20 protein-coding genes and 1 tRNA gene are annotated in these 25,353 nt (G+C 61.5%); 17 read left to right on the top strand and 4 right to left on the bottom strand.

Features of this window, described 5'->3' with window-relative positions:
• The 11 genes from JF616_20465 to JF616_20415 all read left to right on the top strand — a co-directional run.
• Positions 1–910: ribonuclease E/G (locus tag JF616_20465; protein ID MBW8890135.1), on the top strand; the 910-nt coding region annotated here is incomplete at its 5' end.
• A 323-nt stretch (positions 911–1,233) separates the two neighbouring features.
• Positions 1,234–1,316, top strand: a tRNA-Leu gene (locus JF616_20460).
• A gap of 183 nt (positions 1,317–1,499) precedes the next feature.
• Positions 1,500–2,747: a trigger factor gene (tig, locus tag JF616_20455; GenBank protein ID MBW8890134.1), complete on the top strand. Its 1,248-nt coding sequence runs from the start codon at positions 1,500–1,502 to the stop codon at positions 2,745–2,747.
• 240 nt (positions 2,748–2,987) lie between these two features.
• Complete coding sequence (locus JF616_20450; protein MBW8890133.1) at positions 2,988–3,593, top strand: ATP-dependent Clp protease proteolytic subunit; 606 nt, start codon at positions 2,988–2,990, stop codon at positions 3,591–3,593.
• A gap of 27 nt (positions 3,594–3,620) precedes the next feature.
• Entirely contained in the window at positions 3,621–4,877 is a 1,257-nt protein-coding gene (gene clpX, locus JF616_20445) for an ATP-dependent Clp protease ATP-binding subunit ClpX (GenBank protein ID MBW8890132.1), read from the top strand.
• A gap of 72 nt (positions 4,878–4,949) precedes the next feature.
• Complete coding sequence (gene lon, locus JF616_20440) at positions 4,950–7,598, top strand: endopeptidase La (protein ID MBW8890131.1); 2,649 nt, start codon at positions 4,950–4,952, stop codon at positions 7,596–7,598.
• A gap of 8 nt (positions 7,599–7,606) precedes the next feature.
• Positions 7,607–8,341, top strand: a complete 735-nt coding sequence (locus JF616_20435; protein MBW8890130.1) for a YggS family pyridoxal phosphate-dependent enzyme — start codon at positions 7,607–7,609, stop codon at positions 8,339–8,341.
• 50 nt (positions 8,342–8,391) lie between these two features.
• Positions 8,392–8,955, top strand: coding sequence for a DivIVA domain-containing protein (locus tag JF616_20430; GenBank protein ID MBW8890129.1), 564 nt, complete (start codon positions 8,392–8,394; stop codon positions 8,953–8,955).
• A gap of 210 nt (positions 8,956–9,165) precedes the next feature.
• Entirely contained in the window at positions 9,166–9,318 is a 153-nt protein-coding gene (locus JF616_20425; protein ID MBW8890128.1) for a hypothetical protein, read from the top strand.
• A 62-nt stretch (positions 9,319–9,380) separates the two neighbouring features.
• Complete coding sequence (locus tag JF616_20420; protein ID MBW8890127.1) at positions 9,381–10,100, top strand: endonuclease V; 720 nt, start codon at positions 9,381–9,383, stop codon at positions 10,098–10,100.
• A 182-nt stretch (positions 10,101–10,282) separates the two neighbouring features.
• Positions 10,283–11,023, top strand: coding sequence for a hypothetical protein (locus JF616_20415; protein ID MBW8890126.1), 741 nt, complete (start codon positions 10,283–10,285; stop codon positions 11,021–11,023).
• Between the two features lie 2 nt (positions 11,024–11,025).
• Here the strand turns inward: JF616_20415 and JF616_20410 are convergent, their stop codons facing one another.
• Genes JF616_20410 through JF616_20400 form a run of 3 tightly spaced genes read right to left on the bottom strand, consistent with a single transcriptional unit; the run spans position 11,026 to position 12,957 of the window.
• Positions 11,026–12,303 (bottom strand): hypothetical protein, encoded by a 1,278-nt coding sequence (locus JF616_20410; protein ID MBW8890125.1) that lies wholly within the window; start codon positions 12,301–12,303, stop codon positions 11,026–11,028.
• Positions 12,300–12,719 (bottom strand): type II toxin-antitoxin system VapC family toxin, encoded by a 420-nt coding sequence (locus JF616_20405; protein ID MBW8890124.1) that lies wholly within the window; start codon positions 12,717–12,719, stop codon positions 12,300–12,302. The genes JF616_20410 and JF616_20405 overlap by 4 nt, the downstream gene beginning before the upstream one ends.
• Positions 12,700–12,957, bottom strand: coding sequence for a ribbon-helix-helix protein, CopG family (locus tag JF616_20400; GenBank protein ID MBW8890123.1), 258 nt, complete (start codon positions 12,955–12,957; stop codon positions 12,700–12,702). The genes JF616_20405 and JF616_20400 overlap by 20 nt, the downstream gene beginning before the upstream one ends.
• 174 nt (positions 12,958–13,131) lie before the next feature.
• Here JF616_20400 and JF616_20395 point away from each other — a divergent pair, with 174 nt between their 5' ends.
• The 5 genes from JF616_20395 to JF616_20375 all read left to right on the top strand — a co-directional run bounded on the left by JF616_20395 (position 13,132) and on the right by JF616_20375 (position 21,128).
• Entirely contained in the window at positions 13,132–14,325 is a 1,194-nt protein-coding gene (locus JF616_20395; GenBank protein MBW8890122.1) for a hypothetical protein, read from the top strand.
• A gap of 180 nt (positions 14,326–14,505) precedes the next feature.
• Positions 14,506–15,765 (top strand): hypothetical protein, encoded by a 1,260-nt coding sequence (locus JF616_20390; GenBank protein MBW8890121.1) that lies wholly within the window; start codon positions 14,506–14,508, stop codon positions 15,763–15,765.
• Positions 15,766–16,245: 480 nt separating this feature from the next.
• Positions 16,246–18,192 carry a TonB-dependent receptor plug domain-containing protein gene (locus JF616_20385; protein MBW8890120.1) on the top strand — a complete coding sequence of 649 codons (1,947 nt, stop codon included), beginning with the start codon at positions 16,246–16,248 and terminating at the stop codon, positions 18,190–18,192.
• 26 nt (positions 18,193–18,218) lie between these two features.
• On the top strand, positions 18,219–18,749 hold the full coding sequence (locus JF616_20380; GenBank protein MBW8890119.1) for a YfiR family protein: 531 nt from the start codon (positions 18,219–18,221) through the stop codon (positions 18,747–18,749).
• Positions 18,750–18,752: 3 nt separating this feature from the next.
• Positions 18,753–21,128, top strand: a complete 2,376-nt coding sequence (locus JF616_20375; protein MBW8890118.1) for a response regulator — start codon at positions 18,753–18,755, stop codon at positions 21,126–21,128.
• Between the two features lie 51 nt (positions 21,129–21,179).
• Here the strand turns inward: JF616_20375 and JF616_20370 are convergent, their stop codons facing one another.
• On the bottom strand, positions 21,180–21,806 hold the full coding sequence (locus JF616_20370; GenBank protein ID MBW8890117.1) for a hypothetical protein: 627 nt from the start codon (positions 21,804–21,806) through the stop codon (positions 21,180–21,182).
• An 892-nt stretch (positions 21,807–22,698) separates the two neighbouring features.
• Between JF616_20370 and JF616_20365 the strand changes: the two genes are divergently transcribed.
• Positions 22,699–24,492, top strand: coding sequence for a GNAT family N-acetyltransferase (locus JF616_20365; GenBank protein MBW8890116.1), 1,794 nt, complete (start codon positions 22,699–22,701; stop codon positions 24,490–24,492).
• Positions 24,493–25,353: the final 861 nt, after the last annotated feature.

Here is a 25,353-nt window from a genome sequence, read left to right as displayed (position 1 = left end):
GAAGGTCCAGGCCCCGGGTCTGGTGCATCAGGAAAGCGATTCCTCCGAAACCACCCTGCGCGATTATTTCTCCGAAGACGTGGACGCGGTCTGGATCGACGACCGCACCGAACATAAGACCGTGGTCGGCTACCTGGGCGTGCTTTCGCCCGACATGGTCGGCAAGGTCAAGCTCTACGAAGGCGACCTGTCCCTCTTCGATCATTTCGGCATCGAAGAAGAATTGGAAAAGACCTTCGCCCGCCGCGTGCAATTGAAGCGGGGCGGCTACCTCATCATCGATCAGACCGAGGCCCTGGTCTCCATCGACGTCAACACCGGCGGCAAGGTGCGCGGCCGCGACCAGGGCAAGAACATCCTGGAGACCAACATCGACGCGGCCTGGGAAGTGGCCAAGCAAATGCGCCTGCGCGATCTGGGCGGCCTCATCGTGGTCGACTTCATCGACATGGACACGGAAGAGGACAACGAGAACGTCGTCAAGGAGTTCAAGAAGGCCATCCGCATCGACAAGAGCCCGGTCTCCTTCTCCAACCTCTCCCAGTTCGGCCTGATGGAGATCACGCGCAAGCGCGTGCGCCCCAATGCCGTGAAGGAGCAGTCCAACGTGTGCCCCACCTGCAAAGGCGACGGCTACATCCCCAGCAAGGAATCCATCGTGGGCTCCATCGACCGCTGGCTCCGCCGCTACCGCGCCAAGCGCGGCGAGAAGGACCTGACCCTGGCCCTCCACCCCGAAATGATCAGCCACGTCATCGAGAACCGCGGCGTCATCGTCAAATACTGGGAGCGCTCCCACAAGACCCGCATCCAGCTCGTGGAAGACGACAATTCCAACTACGCCGAATTCAAAATCTTCTCCACCGGCAGCGGCGAAGAAATCACCCAACACGCCGAGGCCCGCGCCTAACCCGCGCGCACCACGGCAATAAATAGAGGAGCACCGTAAAACCCCGCCACTGCTAGTCAAAGAGCTCTTTGCCACAGGCGCGCCAAGCGCGCCGCCTGGCAACCCCGCTAGACCGGGGCCACAGGCGCAAAGCGCCGCTTGGCAACTCCAAGAAAAGCACGACGGCGATAAACGGAGACGATAAACAAAAAGAACAAACTGGCGCCGCTGGAAAACCCGCCAGCGGGGTCCGATTGCGAAGCAGTCCGAGGAGCGGCACTGGTGTGCCGCGACGAGGACAATGAAGCAAGCGGGCCCCGATGGCGGGTTTTCCAAGGCGCCAAGCGAAAGTGGCGGAATTGGCAGACGCACCAGACTTAGGATCTGGCACTTCGGTGTGGGGGTTCGACTCCCCCCTTTCGCACCACCTTTTCCGCGGACCCCGGCCCATGCCGATGGCTCGCGAAGCCAGGCAACCCGCAGAACGCGGGCCGCCCGCAGGAACGGGCAGACAGAGATAACGAGCAGAAACCGCCTAGCGCGGCCGCCCGCCACAACCGGACGGGCCGTCAGCGAAGGCCTCAGGAAATCGAATCGAAAGGATGATCCCGTGAAAGCCACCTTGTCCAACCCCTCCGCCACCGAACGCATCCTCGAGATCGAGGTCCCGCGCGATCGCCTCGACAAGATCTTCGATCAGAAGGTCCGCAAGTACAGCAAGGAAGTCCGCATCAACGGCTTCCGGCCCGGCAACGTCCCCAAGGACGTCGTCGCCAAACGCTTCAAGGATCCCATCAACGCCGAATCCATCGAAGCCCTCGTCGAGGAAGTCCTCAAGGAAGCCTGCAAAGAGCACAACCTGGAGCCCATCGCCCCGGCCCGCATCGAGAAGCTGGAGAACGAAGCCGGCAAGCCCGTGCAGGTCACGGCCATCCTCGAGATCGACCCGCCCGTCGTAATCAAGGACTACAAGCTCGACATCCCCGTCCATCCCGCCGAGCCTTCGGACGAGGAGATCAACGGTCAGCTCGAAATGCTCCGTAAGCGCCAGGCCGACGAAACCCATGTAGATCGCCCCGCCGCCCTCGGCGATGTCGTGGTGGCCCAGTACCTTTCCATCAACATCGGGGGCGAGGCCAAGCCCCTCCCCGAGAGGCCCGAGTTCCGCATGGAGCTCGGCACCAGCAGCGTACCCGCCATGGACCGGGCCCTGATCGGCGCCCAGGCCGGCGAGGAAAAGCACGTCGCATTCACCTTCCCCGCCGACTACTCCCAGCCCGACTTCGCAGGCAAGGATTCCGAATACCAGCTAAAGATCATCGAAGTACTAGAAGTCAAGCTCCCTCCCTTGGACGACGAACTGGCCAAGAAATACCAGTTCGAATCGCTCGCCGCCTTCCGTCAACGCATCAAGGACGACATGGCCAAGTCCGCCCTGCAGCGCGCCAAGGAAGAGGCCTACGAGCAGGCCATGAAGCGCCTGATGGAAGTCAACGCTTTCGAGATCCCCAAGGCCCGCATCCAGAACTACGTGCGCTATAAGCTGGAAGAGCAGGGCCACAAGCACGAGAACGAAGATCACGGCCACGACCATTCCGACCTCGAGCAGGAAGCGGTTTTCAACATCCGCCGCTACCGTATCCTGGAGGAGATCGCCAAGCTGGAAAAGATCAAGCCCAGCAGCGAGGAAGTGGACGCCCGCGTCCGCGAGTTGGCCGGGCAATACGGGATGGATTTCGAATCCTTCAAGGCCCAGCTCCGCAAAAGCGGGAAGATCATCGACATCCGCGAAGAACTGAAGTCCGAAAAGACGCTCGACTTCGTGATCGGTTACAAGAGGGAAACCGTTACGGCCTGATAGGAAGAAGGGTAAAGGGTTAAGGGTACAGGGTAAAGGGTTTAGATCGGAGACCGATCGACCCACCGGCGCGCAGCGCCGCCATACACTTTACCCTGTACCCTTTACCCTTCCCTCGGGTCTCCTTGCCGATAGGATACCGGTCTCATTCACCCTGGCTTCCGGCTTGTGCCGAAGGTAGAATGGAGCTATGTATATTACCGTAAATCCCATTTCCACCTCGAGGAAGACAGGACGCGCATGCTAGTACCCACAGTCATCGAAACCACCGGACGCTCGGAGCGGGTTTATGACATCTACTCCCGCCTGCTCAAGGAGCGCATCATATTCCTGGGCCAGGAGATCAACGATGTGGTCGCGAACACCGTCGTGGCCCAGATGCTCTTCCTCGAGTATGAAGATCCGGATAAGGACATCCTCCTCTACATCAACAGCCCCGGCGGCATCGTCACCTCGGGACTTGCCATCTACGACGTGATCAAGTGGGTCAAGCCGGACGTGCAGACCATCTGCGTGGGCTCGGCCTTCTCCATGGGCGCGCTGCTTTTGGCGGCGGGCACCAAGGGGAAACGCTTCATCCTGCCCCACGGCAAGGTCATGCTGCACCAGCCCTCGGGAGGCGCCACCGGGCAGAGCTCGGATATCCAGATCCACGCCAAGGAAATCGTGAAGACCAAGCGGGAGCTGAACGGCATCCTCGCGGAAGCCACCGGCAAGCCCATCGACGTGGTCCAGAAGGACACCGAACGCGACTTGTACATGAGCGCGCAGGAGGCTATGGCCTACGGCGTCGTGGACGAAATCTTCATCCCCGGCAATCGCAAGAAGAAGGCCCTGGCGGCCTAAGGGCCGGGCGCGACGTAAAGGATTCGAATGGCAAGGACCGGCAATGGCTATGGGTTGATCCGCTGCTCTTTCTGCGGAAAGAACGCGGAGCAGGTGGAGAAGATCATTACGGGTCCCTCGGTGCACATCTGCAACGAATGCGTGGCGATGTGCAACGACATCCTGACCGAGGAATCCCAGAAGGACGTGCAGACGGCCCCGGGGGCCTCTCCGGCTTCCAACCCCGCCGACATCAAGCGCCACCTGGACGATCACATCATCGGCCAGGATGACGCCAAGATCTCCCTGGCGGTGGCCGTCTACAATCACTACAAGCGCATCTCGGCCCGGCAGGGCCCGGACGGCGTGGAAGTGGAAAAATCCAACATCCTCTTCCTCGGCCCCACCGGCTCGGGCAAGACGCTGTTGGCGCAGACCATCGCCAAGTTCCTCAAGGTCCCTTTCACCATCGTGGACGCGACCATCCTCACCGAGGCCGGGTACGTGGGCGAGGACGTGGAGAACATCATCGTGCGCCTCTTGCAGGCGGCCGACTACGACGTGGAGCTCACCGAGCGCGGCATCGTCTACATCGACGAGATCGACAAGATCTCGCGCAAGAGCGCCAATCCCTCCATCACCCGCGACGTGTCGGGCGAGGGCGTGCAGCAGGGGCTTTTGAAGTTGCTGGAAGGCACGGTAGCGGCGGTACCGCCCAAGGGCGGCCGCAAGCATCCCGAGCAGAACCTGATCCAGATCAACACCAAGAACATCCTGTTCATCTGCGGCGGCGCCTTCGAATCGCTGGAGAAGATCATCGAGCGGCGCACCCGCGAGACCGGCCTCGGTTTCGGCGCGATCATCCAAAGCAAAAAAGAACGCCGGATCGGCGAGACCCTCAAGCAAGTGGAGCCGGATGACTTGATCCAATTCGGGCTCATTCCCGAGCTGGTCGGCCGCTTGCCGGTCATCACCGCCTTGGAAGAGCTTCCCCGCGAGGCCTTGCTCGAGATCCTCACCAAGCCCAAGAACGCCCTGGTGAAGCAATACACCCGTCTCTTCGAGATGGACGAGATCCGCCTGAAGTTCCAGCCCGAGGCCCTGGAGGCCATCGTCGACCGGGCCATCAAGCGCAAGACCGGCGCCCGCGGCCTGCGCTCGGTGATGGAAAGCGTCCTGCTTCCCATCATGTTCGAATTGCCTTCGCGGAGCGACGTGGCCGAATGCGTGGTCACCCGCGAGATGGTCGAGCAAAAGAAGGAACCGATGCTCATCCTCAAGAAGAACAAGAAGAAACTGGCCTAGCCAGTTTCCGTTGGCGTAGCCGGTTTCCGCTAGCTTCCAAACTCGCCTGACCACTTTCCTACATTCTGGGGCGTGGACGAAGCCAAGACCGAACCCGCAGCCCCCGGCCAAATGTCTCCCGAAGAATGGGCGCGCCACCTGGCCGCCGGCCTGCCGGTCATACCGTTGCGGGACATCATCCTGTTCCCGGGAACCGTGACCCCCATCCTGCTGGGCCGTCCCCAATCCTTGTCCGCCCTGATGCGGGCCTTGGAAAGCCAGCAGCAATTCGCCTTTTTCGCCCTGCAAAAGTCGGCCTCCGAGGACGAGGTGAATCCCGAAAGCCTCAAGCCCGTGGGCGTGGTCGGGCGCATCGCGTCTTCGCAGTCCCTGCCCAACAACCTGTCCAAGGTGCTGGTCGAGGCGGTCGGCCCGGCGCGGGCCGCGGAATGGAAGGTGTCGCCCAATCTCATCGAGGCGGCGCTCGAACCCATGCCGGCGATGCCCTTCGATGCGCAAGCCATATCGCGTCGCCTCCAGATCACGCGTTCGCTCTTCTCCGAATACCTGGGCCAGAATCCCGATCTGCCGCGGGGCGTAGCCGACCTGATCGACGGGTTGTCAGGTCCTGACGAACGGGTCTACGCGATGGCGGGCCATCTCAAAATCCCGGTGGAGATGAAACAGCTCCTGGTGGAGGAGCCCTCCCTGGATCGCAAGCTGGATCTGCTCCACGAGTTCCTTCGCAACGAGATGGATACGGCCGCCTTGGGCCGCCGCCTGGAGCATGAGGTGCGGGCCGGCATCGCGCAGAGCCAACGCGAATACTTCCTGGGCGAGCAATTGCGCAAGATCCAGTCCGAGCTGGGTTCGTTTTCCCCGCCGCTCAACCACGAGAACCGGCAACTGGAAGAACGCATCAAGGCCAAGAGCCTTCCCGCCAAGGCGCTGGAGCGGGTTACCGCGGAGATGAAGCGCCTCGAGTACTTGAATCCGTCCTCGCCGGAATATTCCGTGGTGCGCACCTACGTGGATTGGTTCCTGGCGCTGCCCTGGGGCCATTGCACGCCGGACAACCTGGATTTGGCGGGCGTGAAGGCGCGCCTCGATCAGGATCATTTCGGCCTCAAGCCGGTGAAGGAGCGCATCCTCGAACACGTGGCGGTCTTCAAGCTTTCGCGCCATCGCGCGACGCCGATCCTGTGCCTGGTGGGCCCGCCGGGCGTGGGCAAGACCTCGCTCGGCAAGTCCATCGCCCTGGCCTTGGGCCGGGAGTTCGTGCGTATCTCGCTCGGCGGGGTCCGTGACGAAGCCGAGATCCGGGGGCATCGCCGCACCTACATCGGGTCCATGCCCGGCCGCATCGTGCAGGCCCTCAAGAAGGCGCAATCGATGAACCCGGTCATCCTGCTGGACGAGCTCGACAAGATGGGGAGCGATTTCCGCGGCGACCCCGCTTCGGCCTTGCTGGAGGTGCTGGACCCGGAACAGAACGCCGAGTTCATCGATCATTTCATGGAAGCGGGCATCGACTTGTCGCAGGTTTTCTTCGTGACCACCGCCAACGTGGAAGAGCAGATCCCGCCCGCCCTCCACGATCGCCTTGAAGTCATCCGCATCGCCGGCTATTTCGATACCGAAAAGCTGGCCATCGCCAAGGGCCACCTGCTCCCGAAGATCCAGGCCGCCTCGGGCCTTACCGTGCGGCAGATGGAACTCCGGGACGACGTGCTTTCCGCCCTTATCCGCCGCTACACCCGGGAGGCGGGCGTGCGGCAGTTGTCGCGGCAAATCGCCAAGATCGCCCGCAAGCGCGCGCGCGAAGTGGTGGATTGGAAGGAAGCGGCGTCCGCAGGCGGCCGGGCGGCCTCGGAAGGCCGGGCGGCCGCGAAGGGCGGGGCCGCCAAGCGAAAAGGCCTTCCGGCCCTCACCCGCGATAGCCTGGCCGGCTATCTGGGCGTGCCCCTGCGGCAAGAGCGCATGGTGCCCGACAAGGTGCGTCCCGGCGTCATCACCGGGTTGGCCTGGACCCCGGCGGGCGGCGAGTTGCTGCGGGTCGAGTGCACCCTGCTTTCCGGCAAGGGGCACCTGCATCTCACCGGGCATCTGGGCGAGGTGATGAAGGAATCGGCCCGCATCGCTGTGACCCTGGCGCGAGAGCGCGCCCGCCGTTACGGCATCGATCCGGAAATCTTCCAGAAGACGGATATCCATCTGCATGTGCCCGAAGGGTCGATCCCCAAGGACGGCCCTTCGGCGGGAATAGCCATGACCCTGGCCCTCATCTCGGCCATGACGCGCCGCGCGGTCGATCCCAAAATCGCATTCACCGGCGAGATCTCCCTGGTCGGGCGCATCCATGCCATCGGGGGTCTGCCGGAAAAGTCCTTGGCCGCCCTGCAGGCCGGGGTCGTGAGGGTGGTGTTGCCTGCCGAGAACGCCGCCGACGTAGGGGAGCTCCCTCCCGAAGCCAAGGCCAGCCTGACCATCAGCCAATTCGAGCATATCGATCCCATCCTACGGGAATTGCTTCCGGCCCAGTTGGTGTTGGGGCCCAAGGGCGGAGCCCTTGGGAAGGCCGTCAGCCCGGAGGGCGATGAACCGACTACCGGCAAAACGACCGGCAACACCGTAGGTAGAGCGCCGCGAAAGGCGACTGCGGGCCGTCGCTCCCGCGCCGCGGAAAAGGCGGCTTCGGCATCCGGGGCGCCCGCGAAACGACGGCGCAAGCGTAACACCTAAGTTACCTCATGGGGACCGCCGAGAATTTCCGCGCCGTCGACGCCCGCATCCGGGCCGCCTGCGCCCGCGCCAGCCGCGATCCCTCGGAAGTCCGCCTCATCTGGGTCAGCAAGAACCACCCCCAATCCAAGGCGATGGAAGCGCTTGCCCTGGGCGCACGCATCTTCGGCGAAAACCGGGTGCAAGAAGCCTTGGAAAAGTTCCCCTTGCCCGGCGCCGCCCCGGGAGACTACGAGCTGCACCTGATCGGGCGGTTGCAGAAGAACAAGGTGCGTAAGATCCTCCCCCTGGCTTCGGCCCTGCATTCGGTCGACTCCGGGGACCTGTTGTCCGCCGTCGATCGCATCGCCGGCGATTTGGGCCTTAAGCGAGATGTCTTCCTGCAGGTGAACACCTCGCGCGAGCCGGCCAAAGGCGGCTTCGAACCCGATTCGCTCCTGCCGTTCCTGGCGCGCCTGCCCGCTTTGGCCCACGTGCGCTTGGTGGGCCTGATGACCATGGGACCGTTGGAAACGCCCGAGGGCGCGCCCGCCGGCCCGGAGGAGGCCCGCCGCTGCTTCCGAGAATTGCGCGGCCTGCTGGCATCCGCCCGCTCAGCGGCCGCGCCAGGGGGTCCGCTCCGCGACTTCGCCTGGCTTTCCATGGGGATGACCGGCGATTTCGAGACCGCTATCGAGGAAGGCGCGCATTTCATCCGCATCGGAACCGGCCTCTTCGGGGCCCGGGAAGTGACTAGTTTATAAGGGCCCCACCAGGTTAGGGGCTCGAATGGAACTTCCGGGAAGGCATCCCCATGATTACCCCCTTGGACATCAAGAAGCACGAGTTCTCCACCCGGTTCAAGGGATTCGATCCCGATGAAGTACGGGCGCTGCTGGAGACCATCGCCAAGGATTTCGAAGATCTGGCCCGCCAGAACATCCAACTCTCCGAGCGCCTTAAAATCGCCGAAGAGCGCCTCAACCATTACCGCCTGATCGAGAAGACCCTGCAGGACGCCGTGATCACCATCCAGAACACCTTGGAGGAGAAGCGCAAGGTGGCCCAACAGGAGGCGGAGGCAATCATCACCGACGCCCGCCAGAAGGCCACCGACGAGCTGCAGGGCTCGCGCGGGCAATTGGCCCAGCTCCGTTCCGAAATCCAGGTCCTGGAGAGCCAGAAGATGCAGTTCTTCGTCCGCTTCCGGAACCTGCTGCGCAGCCAGGCCCAAATCCTGGACGCCATGATGGAAGCGGAAGAGAAGGAAATGGCGCCCGCCCCCTTTGGGGCGCCCGCTCCCTCGGAGCCATCGCCTCCCTCCCCCCGCGCGCCCGCGTCCGATCCCCTGGAAAACCGCTGGGCCCGCAAGGGCTAAATCCACCCGGACTTTTTGCAGCTCTTAGGGCCGGAGCCCAAGCCCCGCGCCCCATTCATGCAGGCGCTTTTTGCCGATGGCTTCCTGGTTTTGATATCTTTCGGAAGTAAATACATATCAGACCCGGGCGGGACCCCGCCCTAGGCCGATGCGGGAGGGCCTGGCCTTTTTCCCGCCTCGCCCGCAGATCGCTTGAAGGAAGGTTTCATCATGTCCCAATCCGCCGCCAGCAATGGCTCCCGCATCATCAAGGTGCTCGGGATCGTCACCCTGATCGGGGTCATCGTCGCCGTAGGCCGCATCGTGCTTCGCGTATTCAAGGAAAAATCCGGCGAGCCCGACGACGCCCACGACGGCATCTGAACGTTTCCGCCGAGGTAACCTCCCCGCTACCCACCTCTCCCGCCAATCCGTATCTTGGGATCATGGGCTTTTACCGCCCCCCCTTGGATCCCGCCTTCGCGCCATTGATGGAGGAGTGGCGGGCGCATCAACTGGAATTGGCGTCCCGCATCGCGGAGCGGCCCCTGACCGGCGTACCGCGCCTGATCGCCGGCGCCGATTCCGCCTTGTCCCCCGATAAGGGCTGGATCCTCTCGGCCGTGGTGGTCTGGGATCGGGAAGAGAAGCGCGTGGTCGAGATCGCCCATGGCGCGGCGCCCGCGCGTTACCCGTACATCCCCGGTTACCTCAGCTTCCGCGAGGCCCCGGCCCTGGAGGCGGCCTTCAAGGAGGTGAAGAGCCCTTTCGGATTGGTCCTCTTCGACGGCATGGGCAAGGCCCATCCCCGGCGTTGCGGCATCGCCGCCCACATGGGGGTAACATTGGGGATACCTGCGGTCGGGGTGGGGAAAAGCCGGTTATACGGATTCCATCGCGAGGTGGGGCCCGATCCCGGCGATCGGGAACCGCTGAAGGACAAGGGCGAGATCCTCGGCATGGTATTGCGCACCAAGGTACGCGTGAAACCGGTATACGTGAGCGTGGGGAATCTGTGCGACCTGGACTCGGCGATGCGCGCTGTGGAAGCGTGCCTGGCGGGCTATCGCCTGCCCGAGCCGACGCGCCTGGCGGATAAAGAAGCGGCGCGCTTCAAGCTGGAATGGAAAGAGCCTGCGATTCCGCGGGAAATGCCGGCGGGCTGAGTCCGTTCCGAACGGGTACCCTATTTCGCGATTAAAATCTTCTTGACCATAAAAATTGCCGAAGGTTATTTCAGGGGCATCCACACCCGAAGGGATCCCCCATGCTTTAGTCCAATCGCCTTATTCTGGCTGGTTTATGCGCGGCCCTCCTGCCCGCCTTCTCTTTTTCCGCCAAGGAAACCTTGCACGTCCAGATCGGCAAGAACAAAAGCTCGAACGGCAACGACATCGAGATCCTGGATACCGTGCTGATCTGGATTGATTACGCGAAGGCCCCCGAAATAGCGACTACGGCCGGGGTAGCTTGGTCCGCCCTCGAAAAGGATTCCTCCTGGGTCGATGACCACAGCCGGAACCTCCGCTACTCGCATAACTTCCTGGCCGAGACGCGCTCCGGGAAGGGCATAGGTATCGATTACATCAGCCTTACCGAGATGGACACGCTTTGTTCCTTACCGGAGTATGACGGCTTCGTGGATTTCGTCTTCGGGAGCGACACCGCCACGGACTATCGCTGGTCGCCGGCCCATATGCAGGACAAGCCGGAAGCATTCCCCAATCATCGCGGCATGAAAACCGGATTCCCGGAATTCGGGGAGGTCCTCACTTATGCTATGGGCGGAACCGTGAACCTGACCCAAGGCCAATGGACCAAGCTCCTCGTCCGCGAGGATGGTTGGACGAATTATACGGAACCGACCCAGGCCCTGGCCCGCTCGGTCCAGACCAGGCCGCAAGAAGGTTGGGTATTCAATCTGCTGCCCGGAACGCAACTCCGGGCGCCGGCGGGTGCCAAGACCCTGCGGATCCTCGACGTCCGGGGCCGCTTGCAATGGGAAAACCGGAACCTGACGGCGGGCGCTCCGGTGGCTTTGCCGAACGGGCTTCCCCATGGCATCCTCCGGTTGTCTTGGCAGCCCTGAAGCTACTTCCCCTGCGGCCGCAGGATGATCCCGCTGTCCCCGGTGATCGCGCCCCGCATCACCGCCTTCGGGATGCGCCCTTCGGCCGGATAGCCGTGCTCATAGCGCGAGGTCCGGATCAGCTTTCCCTTCGCATCGTAGAATAGCCGATCGCCGTGCAGGGCCCCGGCCTGGAAGTGGGAGATCTCCTTCAAGGTCCCGTCTTCCCACCAGTCCTTCCATTCCCCCGCGCGATGCCCGTCTTCGAATTGGCCTTCCGCCATGGGCTTGCCGTTCACGTGCCACTTACGCATGGTCACCGGCTTCCCGACCGCGTACACGATCAATTGGCGCTTGGGCCCGGGCTTGTCGGCGACGCGGCCTTTCGGCACCGGCCCTTCGGGCCAAAAGCTCCAATCCTCCCCGTCGGGTTGGCCTTTCAGGTAATGGGTCCTTTGCACCAGATGCCCCAGGCTATCGTAGAGGACGCGCTCGCCGCTGCCCGAATCGAAATGCGCCCGTTCCTTGAGCCGGCCCGCCTCGTCCCAGGCCCACCCGCTGTCCTGTTCCATGCCGGCGGCATAGCCGCGTTTGGAAGCCGTCTTTCCTTCGGCCCAGAAGGCTTCCCAGGTACCGTCTTTGCGGCCTTGGGAGTCGAAACGCCCCCGCTCCACCACGGTCCCGTCGGGATCCTTCTTGAGATATTCCCCGGAGGGCACGCCCCGCTTGCAGGCGTATTCTTCCTTCACCGTATTGTTGGCATGGTACGACACGTAGCGCCCGGTGTCGTTGGAAGCGAAGCAGGAATTCACCGCGGCCGTCTCGCCCTTGGCCGTCCACTCCTTCCAAGTGCCGATCTCCTGGCCCCCGGAAAAGGTCCCCTGGGATCGCAATGCGCCGTTCTCCCAATAGGAAGCCCACTGCCCGTCCTTCTGATCGTCCTTGAATTTCCCCTTCGAGGAGAGCGTGAACTGATTGAAATAGAAGTCCCATTCCCCCGTTTTCTTGCCGGCCTTGTACCGGCCCTGGGATTTCTTCTGGCCGTTATGCCAAAAGTCCTCGTAAATCCCGTCGAGCTTCCCGTCCTTCCAATGCGAATCGCTTTCCTTATTGTCGTTGAAGAAGAAGGTCTGCTCGCGTTGGAGGTTGCCCGGATTCATCCCTCCGAAAATGCCATAGGTGCGGAGGGTCTTGGGTTTGCCGTTGGGATAGTACTCGGTCACCTTGTCCTTGCCGCAACCCGCGAGGAGGAGCAGGCTGGCCAGGGCGGCGGGTGCGAAAACGTTCCGGGAAGGTTTCATGCGGCTGCCTGAGCGGGGGTAAGCCGCCGGAGTCCCGGGATGACATCGAAGTCCCGGTCTACGGTGGCAATGGTGGAAATCCGGTTTCTCAGCGCGACGGCGGCATGCACGGCATCCCGGGCATCCAGTCCCGAATGCTTTCCCAGTAGATCGCAAGCCGCCAGGACATCATCGCCCGTGACGGTAAGGATTTCGTCCATCATATCGCGGATATTTCGGGTGACTTCGAGGGCTTCGGCGCGTGATCCTCGGCGGAGGCGGACATAGAGGACTTCCTGCAGCACTTCGGAACTGGTGACAGCCTCCAATTTCCCAGCAGCCGCCAACTCAAGCAGCTTCCGGCAAGGGGCTTTTTCCGGATGCTCCGAGCCGGCCGCATACAGGAAAATATTCGAATCAAGGAAGATGGGCGCCATAACGATCCGTTAGCTCCTTTTTAAGCTCGCTCCAATCCCCGAGCGGGATCGGACTCGACTTTAAAAAGCTGTCGAGGGCTTTTCGTTTACGTTCCTTCCCGTCCGGAACGAAGTATCGATCGGCAACCGCCCTGCGAACAAGCTCGGCGATGGAAACCCCCTCCCGAGCCGAGAGTTCCTGGAGCCGTTTATACTCTGATGGCTCCATGGGTATTTGCGCCCTCTTTATCCTACTCATGTGTAGGAGTATACACACAATTTAAAAGCCGTACAATAGGGGAATTTAAAGCCCTGAGCCCGCTTTCTATTCCAATCGTATCAGCTGCCGGAAATACCCCTGGAAACGAAAGTCAAAATCCGCAGGACAGGGGCCCTTCTGCCCGAACCGGCTTCGGCTTATTATCCCGGGCATATGGACGACCCGCAAGCCGCCTTGAAAACCGGACCCCGGATCGGGGAGCATTCCGATCCCCTTTCCCTGGACACCTCCATCGCCGAAATGACCCACGATGATCTGCCGGTCGTGTACGGGGAACCCTCCTTCGCGCTACAGGGCCGCGACGTGGAGCTGTGGCTGACCCGCCGCGGCGGCCATATGGGGCCGGTGCGTTTCCGCCTGGGCAAACGTTGGGTGGAGCCTTACGCCTTGGCCCCTTGGCGGCCGGACGAGCTGCCGGAATTCCCCCCGGTGCTACAAGTCCTGCGCGGCGATTATTTCTGCTTCCCATTCGGGGAAAGCAAAGGCATCCGCTATGGGCATGGCGAGACGGCCAATGAAACCTGGGAGGCGGTGGAAGCGGGAACGGCGCGCCTAGTCACAGAGATGAGGTTGAAAAATCCCGCCTGCACGATCCGTAAGACGCTCAGCATCCGCGATGGGCATCGGGCGGTCTACCTGGAGCATCGCATCGAGGGCTTGCAGGGGCGTTACAATTTCGGGCACCATGCCGTCCTCCGTTTTCCGGAAACGGGCGGGCCCTATCATGTCAACGTCAGCCCCTTCAAGTTCGGCAGCGTGAAGCCGGAGGCCTTCTCCAATCCCTTGGCCCGCGAGTACGGCATCCTTAAGACCGGGGCCCGTTTCAAATCCCTGGGCAAGGTGCCGCTGGCCACCGGAGGGACCACGGACCTGCGACTCTATCCCGCCCGCCGCGGCTTCGAGGATTTGATCATGGTCTCCTCCAAAGCCGGCGACTTGGCCTGGACCGCGGCGACCCTGGACGGCTACGTCTGGTTGTCCCTTAAAGATCCGCGCACTTTGCCCAGCACCCTGTTCTGGATCTCCAATGGCGGCCGCCACGCCGCGCCTTGGAACGGCCGCCATGTGGACCGTCTCGGGCTGGAAGAGGTCTGTTCGCATTTCTGCGACGGCCTGGAAACCTCGCGTCAGGATCGTCTCAAGGCCCAGGGCGTTCCCACCACACAATCGTTCCGGCCCAAGGAGCCCAAATCCATCCGCGTCATCCACCTGGTCCACCCGGTTCCCAAATCCTTCGGGCGGGTGGAACGGATCGAAAAGGATCCCGACGGGGGCCATGTTTGGGCCGAGGGCAGCGGCGGGAAAACCGTACGGATCCCCGTGGATTGGGGTTTCCTGCACGACTGAGGGTGGATTTTAGGCCGCCGGCCGCCGGCATAAAGGCCTATAGAAATACCGGATTACGGTTCGGTCAAGGAAGTTTGCAATTTATCCCCAGCGTCCCATGCTCCAATAAAGCATGTTGGATGTTCGCGTCCGGTACTTCGCAGGTCCGGTCGGCCATTCTAATTAAGGGGAATCATCATCATGTCAGAGGCAGTCGCCATCCCGGCTACGGGTAAAAAAATCAATGTCAAAGGTGCGCTCGAAGCGGGTGAGGGCGTCCTGCGCCTGGCGCCTTGCTGGGTGCCCCGTTCCTTCATGGTCCCGGGCCGCCGCATCAAGCTCCATCCCGACGACATCTATGCGCTCGGCGCCCATCGCGGCGGCATCTGCGAGCGCTGGTTCGCTTCCACCACCGAGGCGGGCAACGAGAACCGCGCCGCCGACGAAGGCCTTTCCTACGTCGTACATGAAGGCACCCGCTTCACCCTGCTCGAAGCCGTCGCCGGCGAAGGCGTCTCCCTCATCGGCAAGAAGATGTGGGACAAGTACAAGCGTTGGCCCGTGTACTCCAAGTTCTTCGATAACATGGGCCCCATCGCCCATCACATGCACCAGAGCGCGGACCAGGCCAAGGCCGTGGGCCGCGAAGGCAAGCCCGAGGGCTATTATTTCCCGCCACAATTGAACGCCATCGGGAACAACTTCCCGCATACCTATTTCGGGCTCGAACCCGGGGTTACCAAGTCCGACGTGCGCCGTTGCCTGGAGGATTGGAACAAGGGCGATAACGGCCTCATCGATTTGGCCAAGGCCTACCGCCTCAAGCCCGGCACCGGCTGGCACGTGCCCGCGCGCATCCTGCATGCGCCCGGTTCCATGGTGACCTACGAACCCCAGTGGGGCTCGGACGTGTTCGCCTACTACCAGAGCATGGTGGAAGGCCGGGCCATCGAGTGGGAATTGCTGGCCAAGGATTTCCCCCCCGAGCGCCGCTTCGACCTGGACTTCCTGGTCGATCAGCTCGATTGGGAAGGCAACCTGGATACGCATTTCCGCGATCACCATTACCTGGAACCCATCCCCGTCGCCGATTCGGAATCGGAAGGCTGGATGGACAAGTGGGTGACCTACGGGAAGTTCGACGGCCAGGAGCTGTTCACCGCCAAGGAAACGACCGTGATGCCCGGCGTGAAGGCGACCATTAAAGATGGCGGCGCTTACGGCGCGACCTGCGTGCAGGGCGTGGGCCGGGTGGGCAAGGTACGCATGCAGAGCCCGTCCATGATCCGCTTCGGCGCGATGACGGAGGACGAAGCCTTCGTGTCCTACGATGCCGCGACCCAGGGCGTCACCTACGAGAACACCGGCAGCGAGCCGTTGGTAATTCTGCGTTACTTCGGCCCCGATTCCTGCCCGAACGCTCCCGATACCGGCGCGTTCAAGAAGCTGAAGAGAAGCTAAAGAGAAGCTGAAGAGCGGCTGATTCGAAACGCCAGGGTCCCTCGCCCGCGTAGGCCCCGCCGGATTTCCGGCGGGGCTTTTTCGTCGCCAAGAAGTCTACGCCGATGTACGCCGAACCGGACGGGCACGAGCGGATATCTTTCGATCCAATCGGAAAGCCAGCCCTGCGAGTTCAAGGATATCCTGCTCAAAGAGCTTCCGTAGTGGCTCCCGGCGTGGTCCCGCTTTCATTCCAAGGCCGGGACCGCTTGCCTCCGATGCCCGGCATATCCCAGCCGGACAACCTGCTCCGTACCTCATCGCCCGCAACACTATTAATGGTGCGCCACCAAATTGTTCATGCCCTCAGTACGCACAGCTTGTGCGTGTTTTGCTGAATTCCTTTTCCCACCAGATCCCATCTGACCGGGTTTTCATCGCATACTTTCAAGGTGTTAGCGTAACATCGGGGAATCCCGGATGGCGCCCAAGGGGAAGAGCGTGGATAGAGCCTATCGATACCTATTCCCGGGAAGGATCGCGCTAACGGCCATCGCCCTGGCGATAAGCGCCGTCCGAGGCGGAGACGGCTCATCCCTCTCCACAGGCGATTTGAAAAAGATGAGCCTGGAAGAACTGATGGATCTCGAGATCACCTCGGTATCCAAGCGGCCCGAAAACCTGAATGAAGCCGCATCCGCCGTGCAGGTCATCACCCGGGAAGATATCCGCCGTTCCGGGGCGACCTCACTACCGGAAGCCCTGCGCCTGGCCTCCAATCTGCAAGTGGCCCAGTTGAGTACCCGGGAATGGGCCATCAGCGCGCGCGGTTTCAATGCCACTTTCGCCAACAAACTGCTGGTCATGATCGACGGCCGCACGGTGTACACGCCGCTGTACTCAGGCGTCTTCTGGGATGCCCAACATGTGCTCCTGGAGGATGTGGACAGGATCGAAGTCATCAGCGGCCCGGGCGGCACCCTATGGGGAAGCAATGCCGTCAATGGGGTGATCAACATCGTAACCAAGTCGGCGGAGGAAACCCAAGGGTTGTATCTCGCGGGCGGCGGAGGCAGCCTGCTCAGGGATTTCGGGGAGGCCCGCTCGGGTGGCAAGACGGGCAACCTTTTCTATCGCATTTACGGGAGTCATGCCGATCGCGACGGATTGGTGAATGCCGGGGGGAAGGATACCCACGAGCCCTCGGCCTTGAGCCAGGGCGGCTTCCGCATGGATTGGCGACGTTCGGAAGCGGACGGCTTCATGGTGCAGGGGGACATGTACGGCTCGGATTTCCAGTCGCCGGGCCCGGGCGAAACCGACCTCAATGGGCAGGACGTTCTCGCCAACTGGACGCACGCTTTCTCGCCTGAGTCGGATCTGCAAGCCCAGGTTTACTTCGATCGCACCTGGCGGAAGGCCGTTTTCACGCCAGCGGTCGCGTTTACGGATGAGCTTAAGACGTACGATTTCGATTTCCATCACCGCTTTCCGCTCGGGAGCCGGCAGAATGTCATGTGGGGAGCGGGGTACCGATGGATGCAGGACGAGGTGGGGAACGTTCCGTATTTTTCCTTCCTCCCCGCCGAAAAGGATCTGAGCCGCTTCAACGCTTTCGTCCAGGACGAGATCGCGCTCCTGTCCCGGCGCGTGAAGCTCACCTTGGGCACCAAGCTGGAGCATGAGGAATATTCCGGATTCAATCTCCAGCCTTCGGCACGGATCGCCTTGTCGCCCGATGCCCGGCAGACCTTGTGGGGCGCGGTGTCCCGGGCCGTCCGCACGCCCAGCCGGATCGACGTGGAGTTCTTCGCTCCGACGCCCCCTTACGCCGCCCCTACGCTCCATTATGCCGGCGGCCCGGACTTCGATTCCGAGGGGCTCCTGGCGTATGAGCTCGGATACCGGGTGCAACCCATGCCAAGGCTTTCCCTTTCCTTGGCCGCCTTCTACAACCAATACGACGGATTAAGGTCGCTCGAATTCGCCGACGTCCCCAATCTGGGCCTGGAGTTCCGCAACGGGTTGGACGCGGATTCCCGGGGCGCGGAGGTCTCGGGGGATTTCCAAGCCGCCAGTTGGTGGAAGTTGCGGGGCGGATACACCTACATGGAAAGCGACGTGTGGCAAAAATCGGGGCATACCGATCTGGAGATACCGTTCGGGAAATGGAATGATCCGGCGCATCAGTTCTCCCTCCAATCCATGCTGGATCTGCCCGCGGGGTTCGAGGTGAACGTATCCGGGTATTACGTGAGCAGCCTGCCCGACCCGCACGTGCAGCCGAGGATGAATTACAGCGCCGGGCTCGTTTGGCGCCACCGCGGCTTGGAAGCGTCCGTGTACGGGCGCGATCTCGCCGACGACCATGATCCCGAGTTCGGATCCGGCCCGCAACGCGAGGAAATCCCCCGCTCGGTTTCCGGTAAGGTGGCGTGGCGCCTTTGAGCAGGGGATGGCGGCAAACGGGACCCTTGGGCCCGCTCCTCCTGTTCCTGGCGTTGGCCCGGGGAGCGGTGGCCGCGCCGGCGCCCGTCTTGGAATACCAGGTCAAGGCCGTATTCCTCTACAACTTCACCCAATTCATCGACTGGCCGGCGGATGCCTTCGCGAAGCCCGATGCGCCTTTGGTCATCGGGATCCTCGGCCAGGATCCGTTCGACAAGTACCTCGACGACGTGGTGCGCGGGGAGAAGGCCGGCGGCCATCCCATCATCGTCAAGCGTTTCCGGGACATCGATTCGGCGCGGGACTGCCAGCTGCTTTTCGTAGGCGGAGCGGATTCCCGGCGGCTCGATACGGTGGCGGCCGCCTTGAAGGACCGCATGATCCTGACGGTCGGGGACTCGGGGGAATTCTCCAAGCGCGGGGGCATGATCGATCTCATCACCCGGCAAGGCAAAATCCGCCTCCAGATCAACGTGGGGACGGTCCGCGCCGCCAAGCTCACCGTGAGTTCCAAGTTGCTGCGACTGGCGGATATCGTCGAACCGGGAAAGGGCTGAAGCATGCCCCTCAAGAACATGCCCTTGCGGCGGAGACTGATGTTCATGATGCTCCTGACGAGCGGGGCGGTGCTGGCGCTCGCCTGCCTGGGGTTCTCGACCTATGAGTTCGTGACCTTCCGGAGCGGAATGGTGCAGCAATTGACGACCCTCGCCAAGCTGGTCGCCAACAACAGCACGGCGGTGCTCGCTTTCGATGACAAGAGCGGCGCGGCGGAAATCCTCTCCGCCTTGAAAGCGGAGCCGCACATCGTGGCCGCGGCCCTATACGACGCGGAAGGGAAGTTGTTTTCCTCGTATCCGGAAAATCTGCCCATCGCTGCCTTGCCCCACGCGCCTTCCGAAGACGGTTTCCGTTTCGGTACCGCCAATCTGGTCGGCTTGCAGCCTATCGTCCAAGGCAAACGTCGCCTGGGTACCCTCTATATCGAGTCGGACACGCAGGCGTTTTACGCGCGGCTCAGGCTGTACGCGACGGTGGCCGGATTGACGGCCGCGGTGGCCTTCCTGCTGGCCTACCTCCTTTCTAAGGGCCTGCAGGGCCTCATCTCGGCGCCTATCCTGGGGCTGATGGAGTCGGCCCGCGAAATCTCGACGCGCAGGGATTACTCGGTGCGCGCTCCCAAGCAAGGGGCCGGCGAGCTGGGTCTGCTGACGGATTCCTTCAACGGCATGCTGGACCAGATCCAGGAGCAGATCGGCCGCACGGAATTGCTGAACCGCGTCACGCGCGCCATCGGCGAAAGGCTGGACCTCGCCAGCATCTTCCAGGTGATCGCCGGGTCGGTGGAAAACGATCTGCCCGTGGATTTCGTTTGCGTGTGCCAATACGATGCCGCGGCGCAAGCGCTGAACGTGTCCGCGATCGGCGCCAAGAGCGCGCCCGCGGCCTTGGCCCTTAAGATCTCCGGCCGGACCGCCATCCCCCTCGATCAGAACGGGCTCTCGCGCTGCGTGCAAGGCCACTTGGTTTACGAACCGGACATTTCCCGGGTCGACTTCCCTTTCCCCAAGGCCCTGGCCGGACAAGGACTCCATTCCCTGGTGCTATCCCCCTTGATCGTGGAAAGCCAGGTTTTCGGCGTGCTGGTGGCCGCCCGCAAAGGGACGGAGAAGTTCAGCAGCATGGAGTGCGAATTCCTGAGGCAAGTGAGCGAGCATGCCGGCCTGGCCGCCCACCAAGCCAACCTCTACGGCGCCCTCCACCAGGCCTACGAGGACATCAAGCAGTCCCAGCAGGCGGTGATGCAGCAGGAACGCTTGCGGGCCTTGGGACAGATGGCCAGCGGCATCGCCCATGACATCAACAACGCCATTTCTCCGGTCACCTTGTATACCGAGTTCCTCCTGGAAAAGGAGCCGAACCTGAGCGTCCGTGTGCGCGACTTCCTCAAGATCATCTCCAATGCCATCGACGACGTGGCGGCCACCGTCGCGCGCCTGCGGGACTTCCACCGCGTGCGGGCGTCGGAAACCGAACTCTCCCCGGTGCAGCTCAACTTCGCCGTGCAGCAGGTCATCGATTTGACCCGGGCGCGCTGGCATGACATACCGCAACAACGCGGGGCGGTGATCCGCATCGAGACCCTCCTAGGCGAAAACCTGCCTGTGGTGATGGGCATCGAAGGCGAGGTCCGCGAAGCCCTCACCAACCTTTTCTTCAACGCCTTCGACGCCATGCCGGACGGAGGGGCCCTGACCCTGCGGACCTGTCTGGGGCCCAATCGCCAGGTGCTGCTGGAAGTGGCCGACACCGGCACCGGGATGGACGAGGAAACGCGGAGGCGCTGCCTGGAGCCGTTCTATACCACCAAAGGCGAACGAGGCACCGGTCTCGGGTTGGCCATGGTATACGGCGTCATGCAGCGCCATAACGCGGAGGTGGAAATCGAAAGCGCCCCGGGCGCCGGAACCACCTTCAGGCTTCTCTTCCCGCTTCCCGCCGCCCCGGTCGCCGAAACGGCGCGAAAGATCCCGACCCTCCCGCCGCCCATGCGGATGTTAGTCATCGACGACGATCCGTTGCTCCTCAAGTCCCTGTACGACATCCTGTCCAGTGATGGGCATACGGTAATCACCGCCAATGGGGGGCAAGCGGGCATCGACGCCTTCAAGGCCGACGAGGCGAACGGAAATCCCTTCGAGGTGGTCGTAACCGATTTGGGCATGCCCTACGTGGACGGCCGCAAGGTGGCCGCCGCCATCCACGCGGCCCGGGCCTCCGCGCCCGTGATCCTCCTGACCGGCTGGGGCCAACGCATGCTTTCCGAAGGCGAAATCCCGCCCTACGTATTCCGCGTGCTCAGCAAACCCCCGCGATCGGCGCAGATGCGCGAGGCGCTGTTGGCATGCGCTTGTCGAACGGGCGTTCCTGCGTGAGGTTTCGAAGGCCCCGGGAAAGCGGTTCGGCGCCTTCCCGGGGCAATCATTTCAATTGCGTTCGATGACGATGTCGTTGTTGGAGTTGGTACCGATGCTGCCGCCGGCGGCGTTCAAGGGCGTCCCGCCCACCGTTCCCGAAGCCGCGGCATCCGTGTAGCTGGATTGGCCGGTGGATTTCCACGTGGTGTTCAGGTAGGTGCTGGTCGATGTTCCGGTGGACCGGAACGAGGAAAGCCCGCTGGATTTCCAATTCACGGCGATAACCCCCAGATTGATTTGCGATTCCGAATACTCCTGGGTGGCGTAGTTGTACGTCCACTTTACGGCGTAGAAATTCTGATTCGAAGCCGTATTGGTGGAAAGGGATGCGCTCTTGCCGGAGGCCGAGAAATCCTTGTTGGGAATCTGGCCGTTGCCCGATATGCCCGAACAGATCGTGGACGCGGTATCGCAGAATGCCGCATAGTAATTGAGATCGGTCGCGGGAGCCTGATGGGTGCCTCCTTGCGTGACATTGATGCTGGAATAATCCTTGCCTCCCCCGTCGCCTTGGAAGTACGCGTCGGCGAAGGCCCCATTCCCGTTGAAATGGGAGAGGACCTTCGCTTCGGCGGACAATGCGCCGAGTGAGACGGTCGCGAGCGCGGAACATATCGTCAACCTGGACCAGTTCATGCGGACTCCTTTGTTCGTACCGTTCGGTACCGGCGATAACCTATAAGGGTCAAACGGACAAAAACAGTACCATTTTATGTGGTGGCCATTTATTATGTCAGTGGCATGGCGGCCGATTCCTCCTGCGCGGAATTTCCGCTCGTAGAGCGAACCCTGGCGCCCGGATTCCGGCTCCGACGGCCAGGACACGGTGGCACCCTTTATTCCCGGCGACCAGGCTCTATATTCGACGATGATATTCGGGGGAAGGAAGCCCTTTCGGGGCGATCGTCCGGTGCATCCGCCAAGCCCCCTGGCTAAGGAAAAAGCGCTCGCAGGGCCGGGGCATGCTTGGGCAACCTATTAGCCTGTGCGCATTTCGATCCGGCCTTTCCAAAGCGATGTTCCCGGTAGCGAGCTGTCCTTTATCTTCCGATCGATTACCGGGCCGGATGGGGCGATTTACATCGCGCGGGGCGAGGAGCACTACGAACCTACCCATGGGACCAAGTAAAAATCGAGCCGCCATCCTCTACGGGGGGCGACCGGAAGGTAGATTGCCCATTCGCATTAATTGGAATCGATTAGTTTTGTGGGCCTGGCCCGAGACGGAACTCACGTTGTAAACCTGGGGAGCGCGATGCTGCACCGAATCCTGAAACTTCTGGAAATCGTCCGGCAAATCCCGAACGGCCTCGCGCACATCTTGAAAAGCCTTTGGAATCTAGCGAAGGGTACATGGCACTTCGGGGCACACTACTGGTCAATATTCCCAGTATCTCTGGCCTTGGGAGGAGGGACCTTTGTTTTCCGCAACCAAATCCGGCCCTCGTTCCAGATCCTACGCCATTGCCTAAACAGCAAGAAGATCACGCCGTGGTGGCAAGTCCTATGGGAAATGTTCGGATGCGCGATGCAGCTGTTGGCCAATCATAGCCTGTTCCGGGTCGTTCGGCTGCGCGTGGAGTTGGAAATCCTCAAGCCTCGTCCCGTCAAGGATAACAGCCGCGATCCATCCACCAAGGAGAAAATCAATTCGGAGTATGCCGCTGAATTGAAGAAGTGGAAACGCGAGATCCGGGATGAACTACGCAGTTTGGCGTACACCCCCGACCATGAACGGCCGACCATCACCTTGCCCAATACCTTCGCCTTTTACAAAGCCGAGGATGAGATCCGCAATTATCTCCGCTTCCTGTTCCATTTTGCCGCCGCCCCCCTCACGAAACCGGAGCGCGGCCGTTTTTTCTGCCAAGTCAAGATTCCGGACGGATATCTGATGCCGCTGCACTTGGTCACTGGATTATTGGCCCATTTCGAAGATGATTGGAAGCACATCCTGGATCAGTATGATTCTAGTGAAGGGGACTTCCGTCCCATGGTGAACCGTTTCATCATGGACACGTGGCTGTTATGGGGGCCCAGCATCCCGCTTTGCACTTGTAACCTCTGGCAGGGGGGCATCGCGATGCAATTCGGTTATGGCGACGAGAACAACTCCCTTCCGGTGTTCATTCCCTACTCCAAGCGGAATTCCGTGCTCGGGAAACTGGAAATGGAACGTGCCACGGCCGATCTGATCCCGAAACCGCACCGTCCGGCATTAGGCTCCCGCGTCGTCTTCACCGGCGTTCCCATCTGGTGCGAAAGCATGGACGAAGGGGAACTGGCCCGCGCCCAATCCTCCTTACTCGATTCGGATGAATCCGGCCTGCTCCTGGAATACGTGACCCACGCGGAGAAGGGGTCACTTGGTTCCAATGATTCATCCGGATACTATTCGGCCTACATCTGGCTGATGCTCGAAGTCACGGAATCTTCCCGATGGCCCGAAGGAATACCGCCATCGGATCCTTGGCAGAGATTGATCCCCATCTACGAGCATGCCAATCTCTTCGATGAAGGCGCATTTACCTTTTTCAAGGAAAGGTTGGCCGAGAAAACCATCCGGTTCCTGGAGCAAGCGCAAGAAAACGATTCCCGTTTCCGGTGCCGCCTTGTCTGCGCCATCGACGAAACGGGTTGCGCGTCCAAACCAATCCATAGCTTCCCGGGCTTCACGATCAGCCACTACTTGCGGATGATCTTGGAACGTAAGGAGCATGAGGATCTCAGGAAACGCGTCAATCCGGATGCCCCGTTGGGAGGGAGCGACTTGTCGGCGTGCCATGTTCCCGGGTGGGTCAGCCGGTTCAAGAGAGAGATAGGGCGAAAAGAGGTGTCCCGCCCTGCCGGACTGGAATTCGAAGCTCATGAATTCCAGGCGAGCCGTGCCGACCTCAGTCTCCTGTCCAAGCTTTACAAGCATTTGTACGAGAAGGAGTTTCCGGATCCCGACGAGCGCGAGTCGTTGAAAAACATCGTCGCTTACCTCGTGAAAAAAAGATCCGGCTGGTACGGACGGAACAATTATCATGTGTTGGCCTTGTTGGACCAAGGCAATCCCGTCGCTGTCTCAATCTGCGATTACTTCGCGGAACCCAATGCCGGAGTTATCGAATTCCTCGCCATACATCCGGCATGGCGTAAGCAAGGCGTGGGGACGAAAATAGGTGACGCATTTATTGCTCATGGCGAAACGCATGCAGGGGGAGGGCGCTGCCAATGCGGGAGCCCTCTGGGAGACGGACGGGTCCATCAAGGTCGACGGACTAAGGGAGGTTATCAAGGCCTATATGCTCTGGGCCATGCGGATCGAGAAACCTGAAATGGAAGACGCCTATAAGTTCATGTCTAAAAGCCTTTCCCGGTCCCCGAATGTCCCTTTGGTTTCGTTCGGAGAGTACCTGGATCAGGCGCATAGCCGCATGAAGCTACGCGAATGCCAGGCGTCGGGGGACGGGGCGTTCAACGCCTCCATGCGGATTTATGAGGAGGCCTTCGCGGGCAAGACGCAGACCTCGATTGCGAAGCAGGAATTCACGAAGGCATTGGACAAGCAGGGGGAACGAAATAAAAAGCGGAATGATAAGACCGAAACCTGCGCCTACCACCTTTGCGCGGTTTCGGATCCGGCCGAACCCGATATCGGAAGCATCGGAATGGTTTCCTTCTTTACGTTTCCCGGGTTCGGATTCGGAGGTTATTTGGCGCTAAGCCCCGATCAGCGCCGCAAAGGCCATCTTGCCGGCCTGATCTCCGCCGTGGAGGATTCCATGCTCCGGGACCGGATGGGGGCGAAGGGATGGTTCATTGAATGTGATCCCAAAGACGGTACCGCGCCCGCCTTCGAAAAGCGGGGGTTCTATCGCGTGCCCTTCGAGTATCGGCAGCCGCCCCTGCCCGGCAGCAAGGAAGGGAATGACCTTCGCCTGCATCTGCTCTACAAGGAATTCGGGCCGGATCCGGATGGGCCGCCACCGCTTCTGCGGGCCGAAGCCGTTTGGGGATTCCTGCTTCAACTCGGAATGCAGGTCTACGGCCTGGAGAAACCGGATGCAACCGCCTGGCGCCAGACCCTGCAGGATAAGTATCAGCTCGAGTGGGGGGATACGAATAGGGATAAGGCCAGCCCTTCCTGGGCCGTCCCTTTCGAGCCGCGCCAGGGATGATAGACCATCGAACCCAG

It is taken from the genome of Fibrobacterota bacterium (assembly GCA_019509785.1).
GTDB lineage: Bacteria > Fibrobacterota > Fibrobacteria > UBA11236 > UBA11236 > Chersky-265.
This window is presented reverse-complemented; position numbering and strand designations above follow the sequence as displayed.

Bases quoted from the DNA above. Each gene is read 5' to 3' on its own strand.
- JF616_20450 (MBW8890133.1), top strand. From the start codon at position 2,988: ATGCTAGTACCCACAGTCATCGAAACCACCGGACGCTCGGAGCGGGTT.
- clpX (MBW8890132.1), top strand. From the start codon at position 3,621: ATGGCAAGGACCGGCAATGGCTATGGGTTGATCCGCTGCTCTTTCTGC.
- JF616_20435 (MBW8890130.1), top strand. From the start codon at position 7,607: ATGGGGACCGCCGAGAATTTCCGCGCCGTCGACGCCCGCATCCGGGCC.
- JF616_20430 (MBW8890129.1), top strand. From the start codon at position 8,392: ATGATTACCCCCTTGGACATCAAGAAGCACGAGTTCTCCACCCGGTTC.
- JF616_20425 (MBW8890128.1), top strand. From the start codon at position 9,166: ATGTCCCAATCCGCCGCCAGCAATGGCTCCCGCATCATCAAGGTGCTC.
- JF616_20420 (MBW8890127.1), top strand. From the start codon at position 9,381: ATGGGCTTTTACCGCCCCCCCTTGGATCCCGCCTTCGCGCCATTGATG.
- JF616_20410 (MBW8890125.1), bottom strand. From the start codon at position 12,303: ATGAAACCTTCCCGGAACGTTTTCGCACCCGCCGCCCTGGCCAGCCTG.
- JF616_20405 (MBW8890124.1), bottom strand. From the start codon at position 12,719: ATGGCGCCCATCTTCCTTGATTCGAATATTTTCCTGTATGCGGCCGGC.
- JF616_20400 (MBW8890123.1), bottom strand. From the start codon at position 12,957: ATGAGTAGGATAAAGAGGGCGCAAATACCCATGGAGCCATCAGAGTAT.
- JF616_20395 (MBW8890122.1), top strand. From the start codon at position 13,132: ATGGACGACCCGCAAGCCGCCTTGAAAACCGGACCCCGGATCGGGGAG.
- JF616_20390 (MBW8890121.1), top strand. From the start codon at position 14,506: ATGTCAGAGGCAGTCGCCATCCCGGCTACGGGTAAAAAAATCAATGTC.
- JF616_20375 (MBW8890118.1), top strand. From the start codon at position 18,753: ATGCCCCTCAAGAACATGCCCTTGCGGCGGAGACTGATGTTCATGATG.
- JF616_20370 (MBW8890117.1), bottom strand. From the start codon at position 21,806: ATGAACTGGTCCAGGTTGACGATATGTTCCGCGCTCGCGACCGTCTCA.
- JF616_20365 (MBW8890116.1), top strand. From the start codon at position 22,699: ATGCAGCTGTTGGCCAATCATAGCCTGTTCCGGGTCGTTCGGCTGCGC.